This window comes from Streptomyces sp. NPDC004788 (assembly GCF_053601115.1).
The window spans coordinates 1-8584 of the sequence record NZ_JBSGBF010000163.1 but is presented as its reverse complement, the minus strand read 5'-3'; the positions used below and the strand labels follow the sequence as shown (position 1 = coordinate 8584).

At 70.6% G+C, this 8584-nt stretch carries 8 protein-coding genes; 7 read left to right on the top strand and 1 reads right to left on the bottom strand.

Features of this window, described 5'->3' with window-relative positions; all coding sequences use genetic code 11:
• Positions 1-381: 381 nt before the first annotated feature.
• From ACWEJX_RS36650 to ACWEJX_RS36630, 5 genes are all read left to right on the top strand, one after another.
• A complete protein-coding gene (locus ACWEJX_RS36650; protein ID WP_451611733.1) occupies positions 382-972 on the top strand; it encodes a 50S ribosomal protein L25/general stress protein Ctc in 591 nt (196 codons plus the stop codon).
• Between the two features lie 132 nt (positions 973-1104).
• Positions 1105-1701: an aminoacyl-tRNA hydrolase gene (gene pth / locus ACWEJX_RS36645; RefSeq protein ID WP_451611732.1), complete on the top strand. Its 597-nt coding sequence runs from the start codon at positions 1105-1107 to the stop codon at positions 1699-1701.
• Between the two features lie 148 nt (positions 1702-1849).
• A complete protein-coding gene (locus tag ACWEJX_RS36640; protein ID WP_451611731.1) occupies positions 1850-2374 on the top strand; it encodes a DUF4232 domain-containing protein in 525 nt (174 codons plus the stop codon).
• Between the two features lie 45 nt (positions 2375-2419).
• The gene (locus tag ACWEJX_RS36635; RefSeq protein ID WP_403801585.1) at positions 2420-2866 is read left to right on the top strand and encodes a hypothetical protein; all 447 of its coding nucleotides are present in this window, start codon (positions 2420-2422) and stop codon (positions 2864-2866) included.
• A 213-nt stretch (positions 2867-3079) separates the two neighbouring features.
• The gene (locus ACWEJX_RS36630) at positions 3080-3829 is read left to right on the top strand and encodes an LPXTG cell wall anchor domain-containing protein (protein WP_451611730.1); all 750 of its coding nucleotides are present in this window, start codon (positions 3080-3082) and stop codon (positions 3827-3829) included.
• Positions 3830-3900: 71 nt separating this feature from the next.
• On the opposite strand, the gene ppc is transcribed toward ACWEJX_RS36630, so the two are convergent.
• A complete protein-coding gene (ppc, locus tag ACWEJX_RS36625) occupies positions 3901-6630 on the bottom strand; it encodes a phosphoenolpyruvate carboxylase (protein ID WP_451611729.1) in 2730 nt (909 codons plus the stop codon).
• Positions 6631-6868: 238 nt separating this feature from the next.
• Between ppc and ACWEJX_RS36620 the strand changes: the two genes are divergently transcribed.
• Entirely contained in the window at positions 6869-7861 is a 993-nt protein-coding gene (locus tag ACWEJX_RS36620) for an acyl-CoA desaturase (RefSeq protein ID WP_451611728.1), read from the top strand.
• Complete coding sequence (locus ACWEJX_RS36615) at positions 7861-8538, top strand: TetR/AcrR family transcriptional regulator (RefSeq protein WP_451611734.1); 678 nt, start codon at positions 7861-7863, stop codon at positions 8536-8538. The genes ACWEJX_RS36620 and ACWEJX_RS36615 overlap by 1 nt, the downstream gene beginning before the upstream one ends.
• Positions 8539-8584 lie beyond the last annotated feature (46 nt).

The window sequence follows — 8584 nt, the reverse complement described above, 5'->3', positions numbered from 1 at the left end:
CGGATGGGTGACGAGCCTGTTCGTGGAGCAATGAGACTACCGGTAGATCCGGCAGCTCTCACATATCTTGCAGATCTGACAGACGGGCCCGTCTGCTCCGTACCCGTACGGAGCAGACGGGCCTTTCCCGTTCCCTCGGCCCGTTCCCTCGGCCCCCGTTCCCTCGGCCCGTTCCCTCGGCCCCCGTTCCCTCGGCGTGATCCATTTGGGCGCCGGGGCGCGCGCCGTTAGACTGTCGTGGTTGCTCGGCGAGGGAGGCCGGACCGCGTACGGCGTACGCATGGTCCCGGCGGTCCGTTATCGACGCGCTCTTCGTAGCAGGCCCACGCCAGTCGGGCCGGGTGACAGTCGCATCCGTCACCGCACACACGAGGAGTGCACATGTCCGAGGTGAAGCTCACCGCGTCCGTCCGCACCGAGTTCGGCAAGGGCGCCGCCCGCCAGCTCCGTCGCGCCGCCCAGGTTCCCGCCGTCCTTTACGGCCACGGCTCGGACCCGATCCACCTGGCCCTGCCGACCCACGACACGGGCATGGCGCTGCGTACCCCGAACGTCCTGCTGTCCCTGGACATCGAGGGCAAGGGCAACGAGCTCGCCATCCCGAAGGCCGTCCAGCGCGACCCGCTGAAGGGCTTCCTGGAGCACGTCGACCTGCTCCTGGTCAAGCGTGGCGAGAAGGTCACCGTCGAGGTTCCGGTCGTCGCCGAGGGCGAGCTGGCCGCCGGTGGCAACCTGCTCGAGCACGTCCTGAACACCGTCTCGGTCGAGGCCGAGGCCACCCACCTGCCCGAGGCCGTCACGGTCTCCGTCGAGGGCCTGCAGGCCGGTGCCTCCGTCCTGGCGCAGGACCTGGCGCTGCCGAAGGGCGTCACCCTGGTGACCGAGGGCGACGCCGTCGTCCTGCAGGTCCTGGCCGCGCAGGCCGAGGAGCCGGCCGCCGAGACCGAGGCCGCCGAGGGCGCCGAGGCCTGAGCCGTAGGCTCTGCCTGACGCAGACGGGGTGACGGGCCACGGCCTGTCACCCCGTCTCTGTCTGTCCACGCACGTACGTACGTACGCAACGCGTACGCATTCACTACGCATTCACGAGGAGACGAGACGCGGATGACGGACGACGCGAACGCGCCCTGGCTGATCGTCGGCCTCGGCAACCCGGGCCCGGAGTACGCGGGCAACCGGCACAACGTGGGCTTCATGGTGGTGGACCTGCTGGCCGAGCGGATCGGCGGCAAGTTCAAGCGGGCGCAGAAGGCGCAGGCGCAGGTGGTGGAGGGCCGGATCGGACCGCCCGGGCCGGCGAACCGGCGGGTGGTGCTGGCCAAGCCGATGTCGTACATGAACCTCTCGGGCGGTCCGGTGACGGCGCTGCGTGACTTCTACAAGGTGCCGACGGCGCACGTCGTGGCGATCCACGACGAGCTGGACATCGACTACGGGGTGCTGCGTCTGAAGATCGGCGGCGGCGACAACGGCCACAACGGGCTGAAGTCGATGACGAAGGCGATGGGTGCGGAGTACCACCGGCTGCGGTTCGGGATCGGCCGGCCGCCGGGCCGGATGCAGGTGGCGGACTTCGTCCTGAAGGACTTCTCGTCGACCGAGCGCAAGGAGCTGGACTACTTCGTGGACCGGGCGGCGGACGCGGTGGAGTGCCTGGTGCGGGAGGGCCTGGAGCGGGCGCAGTCCGCGTACAACTCCTGATCCGATCCCGATCTCGCTCCCGATCCCGATCTCGCTCCTGATCCCGCTCCTGGTCCCGTCCGGGCGGGGCACGGCCGGAACCTCCCCGACAGATGCCGCATCTTCCTGACCGTAAGGGGCGGAGAGCCTCATGGGGGGGTGGGTTTCGATGGCACGGAGGACGGTCGCGGCCGTGGTCCTGGGCCTGGCGCTGCTGACGGGGGCGGTCGCCTGCGACGGTGGCCGGGAGGACGCGGCGAACTGCGGGACGGCGGACCTGCGCTGGAAGGCGACCCGTACGTCCGGCAACGGGCGGGACGCGCCGGCGGCCGTGCTCAGCGCCACGAACAAGGGCGCGCGCCGCTGCGCCCTCGACGGCTATCCGGAGCTCGACGCCCACGTCGGAAAGGCGCAGGGCACGACGGCGAAGCCGGAGCCGGGGAAGGGCGCGCCGGACCGGGTGGTTCTGGAGCCGGGCCGTACGGCCGACTTCGCGCTCTTCTACGACCCGTACCCCCGCAAGGGGTACTGCTTCATGGACGGCTTCCTCGACCCGTCGCTGTACGTGATTCCGCCCCGTCCCGCGCGGGGTGACTACGGCACCCCGACGGAGCTGACCGACGCGAAGGGCCGTCAGCTGCCGGCCCAGATCTGCGGGGACGACGTCCTGATCGGCCCGGCGCGGCTGCGGTAGGCGTCGCCCTGGCGCGTTTGCGGTACGACTGTACGATCGCGGGTCATGACGCATGTCCGTAACGCCGCCGTGGCCCTCGTCGTCCTGTTCCTCGTCGTCGCGGGGGCGTGGTCGTCGTGGAACACGGCACAGCACGTCCTGCTGTCCCAGGGCCGCGAGCACGGCACGCTGACGGTGACCGGCTGCAACGAGCAGACGTGCAGTGGGCGTTACGTACCGGACGATCCGGCCGCGTCGAAGCACCGTGCGCTGTCCATCGCGCATTCGGTAGCGGCGGAGAAGGGCGAGACGCTGGCGGTGGTGGTGAAGCCGGGCACGGACGAGGCGGTCCGTGCGGGCTGGGGCGGCGGGCTGCACGCGTGGCTGCCGCTGGGCGGGGCGCTGCTGCTGGCTGCGCCGCTGGTCGGGGGCGGGATGCGGATGGTGCGGACGGCGTGGTGGTTCGCGGGGGTGGGGGCGGCGGTGTTGCTGGCGGCGTTCTTCGCGCTCTGACGTCGCGCTCCTTCGCCGCGCTCTGACGTCGCGCTGCTTCGCCGCGCTGCTTCTTCGCTCCTGACGTCGCAGTCCGGTTGTTTTCGGACACGGTGGCCCGATCCCACCGAATCGTTATCACCCCTTGGGTTAAAGGGGACTTAAGGCGGTGGATAGGCTGCCCCCGCCACCTCCCACGGCATCCCTCTCATCTCTCAGATGGACAGCAGCCATATGCGACGTACCCTCATATCCGCCGCCACGGTCGTCAGCACCGTCACCGCGGCCTCCCTTCTGCTCGCCCCGGTCGCCTCTGCCAACGGCAAGCCGAACCGGAACGGCGACAACGGCACCGTGAAGATCCACGATGCCAAGACGGGCGAAGAGCTCATGAAGAACGAGCCGCACGTCTGCATCTTCTACCTCGACGGTTTCAAGTTCGACGGCGCCCAGAAGGTCGACTGGACCATCAAGGGCTGGGCCCCGACCAAGGACCTCGAGGGCACCAAGGGCTCGCTGGAGCTCGACGGTTCGGGTCACGAGCGCACGGCCGACATCGTGCTGCCCGAGGGCCACTACAAGCTGTTCTGGAAGTTCGACAACGAGAACGGCAAGGCCAAGCAGAAGGTCTTCTGGGTCGACTGCAAGGGCGAGCCCAGCGGGACCCCGTCCGGCACGCCGTCCGGCACGCCGTCGGACACCCCCTCCGGCACCCCGAGCGGCACGCCGTCGGGCACCCCGTCCGGCACGCCGACCACCGGCACCCCGGGTACCCCCGGGTCGCCGTCCGCCACCACCCCGGGCGCCACCACGGCCCCCGGCAGCAACGGCGGTAGCAACGGTGGCAACACCGGCGGTTCGAACGGCAACCTGGCCGAGACCGGTTCCAGCGCTCCCGTCGGCATCCTCGCCGGTGTCGCCGTGGCCCTCGCGGCCGCCGGTGCGTTCCTGGTGACGCGTCGCCGCAAGGCGCAGCAGCACTGACGCAGCGCCTGAGCACATGACGGTGCCCCCACGGGAGTTCCCGTGGGGGCACCGTCATGTCGTACGAGCGGTCAGCCGGTGTTGCGCAGGCCGGCCGCCACGCCGTTGACCGTGAGCAGCAGCGCACGCGCGAGCAGCGGGTCGGGTTCCTCGCCGCGGTCGGCGGCGGAGCGCTGGCGCGCGAGGAGGGCGACCTGGAGGTAGGAGATCGGGTCCAGGTAGGCGTCGCGGATGGCGAAGGTCTGCTGGAGGACCGGGTTGGAGTCGAGCAGTCGCTCGCCGCCGGTGACCTTGAGGACCTCGGCGACGGTGAGCGCGTGCTCGGCCTGGATGGTGTCGAAGACGTGCTTGAGCTCGTCGGGCACGAGCGTGTCGACGTAGTGGCCGGCGATCCGCAGGTCCGTCTTGGCCAGCGTCATCTCGACGTTGGAGAGGAAGTTGCGGAAGAAGCCCCACCGCTCGTACATCTCGCCGAGGACGGCGTCGAGGCCGGCCTCGCGCAGCGCCTTGAGGCCGGAGCCCACGCCGAACCAGCCGGGGACGATCTGGCGGGACTGGGTCCAGCCGAACACCCACGGGATGGCGCGCAGTCCGTCGAGTCCGGCGCCGGAGTCGGGGCGGCGCGACGGCCGGGAGCCGAGGTGGAGGTCGGCGAGCTGGTCGACGGGGGTGGACGCGAAGAAGTACGCGGGCAGGTCGGGGTCCTCGACGAGGCGCCGGTACGCGGAGTGGGCGGCGTCGGAGACGGTGTCCATGGCCGCGTCCCAGCGGGCCAGGGCCTCGTCGGACTGGCGGGGCGCGGTGTGCAGGGCGGACGCCTGGAGGGTGGCGGCGACCGTCAGTTCGAGGTTCTCCCGGGCGAGCGACGGGATGAGGTACTTGTCGGAGATGACCTCGCCCTGCTCGGTCACCTTGATCTCGCCCTCCAGGGTGCCCCAGGGCTGGGCGAGGATGGCGTCGTGGGAGGGGCCGCCGCCGCGGCCGACGGTGCCGCCGCGGCCGTGGAAGAGGCGCAGTCGTACGCCGTGGCGGTGGGCGACGTCGCGCAGGCGCCGCTGCGCGCGGTGGATCTCCCACTGGGAGGTGGTGATGCCGCCGAACTTGGAGGAGTCGGAGTAGCCGAGCATGACCTCCTGGACGTCGCCGCGCAGGGAGACGAGGCGCCGGTAGGAGGGATCGGCGAGCATGTCGTTGAGGATGACGTCGGCGGCCTTGAGCTCGTCGGTGGTCTCCAGGAGCGGCACGATGCCGATCTTCGCCCAGCCGGCGTGCAGGTCGATGAGGCCGGCTTCGCGCGCGAGGACGGTGGCGGCGAAGACGTCGTCGGCGCCCTGGCACATCGAGATGATGTAGGACTCGATGACCTCGGGGCCGAAGCGCTCGAAGGCTTCCTTGATGGTGTGGAAGACGCCGAGGGTCTTCTGGCCGGCGGCGTCGAGCGGTGCCGGGGTGGGGGCGAGCGGGCGGCGCGAGCGGAGTTCCTTGGCGAGCAGCTTCTGCCGGTATTCGCGCGGCATGTCGGCGTACCGCCAGGACTCCTCGCCGAGCCGGTCGAAGAGCTGGCCGAGGGCGTGGTGGTGGGCGTCGGCGTGCTCGCGGACGTCCATGGTGGCGAGCTGGAGGCCGAAGGCGGCCAGGGTGCGGATGGTGCGGTCCATCCGGCCGTCGGCGAAGAGGCCGCCGCGGTGGGCGCGCAGCGAGGTCTGGACGAGGGTGAGGTCGCGGAGCAGCTCGGCGGTGCCGAGGTAGTCGCGGCCTTCCTGGTGGGGGGTGCCGTTGGCGAGGCGCTCGCGGGTGTTGAGGAGCTTCTGGCGGATGCAGGTGACCTTGAGCCGGTAGGGCTCCTCGGCATTGAGGCGCTTGTAGCGGGGGCTGATCTCGGGCAGCCGCTCCAGGTCGGCGTTGAGCGAGTCGAGGAGTTCCTCGGTCGCGCCGGCGTAGCGGATGGAGTTGGAGAGGAGGCCGCGGAGGAAGTCGACGAGTTCGAGGGCGTCGGTGATGCCGTGCTCGTGCTGGAGGATCAGGACGTCCCAGGTGACCTGCGGGGTGACGTTGGGGTTGCCGTCGCGGTCGCCGCCGATCCAGGTGCCGAAGGTGAGCGGGCGGGTGCCGGCGGGCAGCTCGTAGCCGACGCGCTCCAGCTCGGCGGCGAGGTCTTCGAGGACGTCGCCGACGGCATTGGCGTGCAGCTCGTCGAGGTAGTAGATGGCGTTGCGGGCCTCGTCGGCGGGCTCGGGCCGGACGACGCGGAGCTCGTCGGTCTGCCAGATCAGGTCGATGTTCTCGGCGAGCCGCAGGTCGGTGCGGCGCCGGTCGGCCACGCCTACCGGGGTCTCCAGCAGCGCGGCGATGCGGCGCAGCTTGTTGAGGACGGAGCGCCGGGCGGCCTCGGTGGGGTGGGCGGTGAAGACGGGCCGTACGTTGAGGTTCTTGATCGTCTCGCGTACGTGGGCCGGGTCGCCGTCCTTGAGCATGTCGGCGGTGCGGGCGAGCAGGCCGCCCTCGGCGGCGCGCTTCTCGCGCATCTCGCGGCCGCGGTGGACCTGCTCGGTGACGTTCGCGAGATGGAAGTACGTGGAGAACGCGCGTACGAGCCGGGCGGCGGTGTCCAGCTCGACGCCGCGCAGCAGCTCGGCCGCGGCCTCGCCGTCCTCGCGGGTGAGGCGGCGGACCTTCTCGACGAGCTCCAGGAGCTCGGGTCCCTCCTGGCGGACGAGGGTCTCGCCGAGGAGATCGCCCAGTCGGCGGATGTCGGAGCGCAGCTCGGCGCTGGCGGTGGAGGTCTGGTCGGCACTGCTCACAGGTGCGGCTCCTTGCAGTGTTTGAGCACGTCTGGAGGGGTACTGGAGGCTTGCGGACCGCGCTGTCCGACGCACCCAGGATAGGTGTCCGTGTTCGCGGCACGGGCCACGCCCCGGCTTTGGCGCTCTTGCCGCGAGCCGAGGCGCTGCCATACTTACGTCGCCGTAGGTTACGGAACCGTAGCCACAGGCTCCATTTCTGTTGCGTACCCTCACCCTCACCCCCCAGGGGACACCCATGACCACAAGCCCCGAGGTGACCTCGGAGTCCTCGCGATCCGAGGTGCTCGACGCCGCTCAGGCCCTGCCCTCCGCCACTCTCGGCGGGGACAACAAGCGTTCGATCGAGCAGATCACGCTGCTGCTGTTCATCACGGTGCCCTTCCTGGCCCTGGTGGCGGCTGTGCCACTGGCCTGGGGCTGGGGGGTGAGCTGGCTGGATCTGGGGCTGATGACGGCGATGTACTACATCGGCTGCCACGGCATCACGATCGGCTTCCACCGCTACTTCACGCACGGTTCGTTCAAGGCGAAGCGGCCGCTGCGGATCGCGCTCGCCGTCATGGGGTCGCTGGCGGTGGAAGGTCCGCTGGTGCGCTGGGTGGCGGACCACCGCAAGCACCACAGGTTCTCGGACGCCGAGGGGGATCCGCACTCTCCGTGGCGGTTCGGCGAGACGGTGCCGGCCCTGATGAAGGGGCTGTGGTGGGCGCACATCGGCTGGATGTTCGACGAGGAGCAGACGCCGCAGCACAAGTACGCGCCCGATCTGATCAAGGACCCGGCGATCCGCGCGATCTCCCGCCAGTTCGTCGTGTGGACGATCGTCTCCCTCGCGATTCCGCCGCTGGTGGGCGGTCTGGTGACGATGTCCTGGTGGGGCGCGTTCACGGCCTTCTTCTGGGGCTCGCTGGTGCGGGTCGCGCTCCTCCACCACGTGACGTGGTCGATCAACTCGATCTGTCACGCGGTCGGCAAGCGTCCCTTCAAGTCGCGTGACCGCTCCGGCAACGTCTGGTGGCTGGCGGTGCTGTCCTGCGGCGAGTCCTGGCACAACCTGCACCACGCGGACCCGACCTCGGCCCGGCACGGGGTGCTGCGCGGCCAGGTCGACTCCAGCGCCCGCCTGATCCGCTGGTTCGAGCAGCTGGGCTGGGCGACGGACGTGCGCTGGCCGGCCAAGGAGCGGATCGACGCCCGGCGCCGGAACGCGTCCGCCGACGCGGCATGATGGAAGGCGTGGCGATCGACGGCAGTTCCAGCAGCTCCAGCGAGCAGAAGCCCCGGCGTGGCCGCCGGGTGAGGATGACGGGCGCCGAGCGCCGCGAACAGCTCCTCGACATCGGTCGCACGCTCTTCGCGGAGAAGGGCTTCGAGGGCACGTCCGTGGAGGAGATCGCGGCGAAGGCCGGGGTGTCCAAGCCGGTGGTGTACGAGCACTTCGGCGGCAAGGAGGGCCTGTACGCGGTGGTGGTCGACCGGGAGATGCGCCAGCTGCTCGACATGGTGACGGGCGCGCTGACCGCGGGCCATCCACGCGAGCTCCTGGAGCAGGCGGCCTTCGCGCTCCTCGACTACATCGAGCGTTATACGGACGGCTTCCGGATCCTGGTCCGGGACTCGCCGGTCGCCCAGTCGACGGGCACGTTCGCGTCGCTGATCAGTGACATCGCCACGCAGGTGGAGGACATCCTGGGCCTGGAGTTCAAGGCCCGGGGCTTCGACCCGAAGCTGGCGCCGCTCTACGCGCAGGCGCTGGTCGGCAGCGTGGCGCTGACCGGGCAGTGGTGGCTGGACGTCCGCAAGCCGAAGAAGGCGGAGGTCGCCGCGCACCTGGTGAACCTGGCCTGGCACGGGCTGGACGGCCTGGAGCAGAAGCCGCGCCTGATAGGGCACCGCAAGAGCTGAGGACCGGGCAGCCGGGAACCGGGGGCGGGGCGCCGTGCGGCGCCCC

Coding starts and splice junctions, on each gene's coding strand:
- ACWEJX_RS36650 (WP_451611733.1), top strand. CDS start 382: ATGTCCGAGGTGAAGCTCACCGCGTCCGTCCGCACCGAGTTCGGCAAG.
- pth (WP_451611732.1), top strand. CDS start 1,105: ATGACGGACGACGCGAACGCGCCCTGGCTGATCGTCGGCCTCGGCAAC.
- ACWEJX_RS36640 (WP_451611731.1), top strand. CDS start 1,850: ATGGCACGGAGGACGGTCGCGGCCGTGGTCCTGGGCCTGGCGCTGCTG.
- ACWEJX_RS36635 (WP_403801585.1), top strand. CDS start 2,420: ATGACGCATGTCCGTAACGCCGCCGTGGCCCTCGTCGTCCTGTTCCTC.
- ACWEJX_RS36630 (WP_451611730.1), top strand. CDS start 3,080: ATGCGACGTACCCTCATATCCGCCGCCACGGTCGTCAGCACCGTCACC.
- ACWEJX_RS36620 (WP_451611728.1), top strand. CDS start 6,869: ATGACCACAAGCCCCGAGGTGACCTCGGAGTCCTCGCGATCCGAGGTG.
- ACWEJX_RS36615 (WP_451611734.1), top strand. CDS start 7,861: ATGGAAGGCGTGGCGATCGACGGCAGTTCCAGCAGCTCCAGCGAGCAG.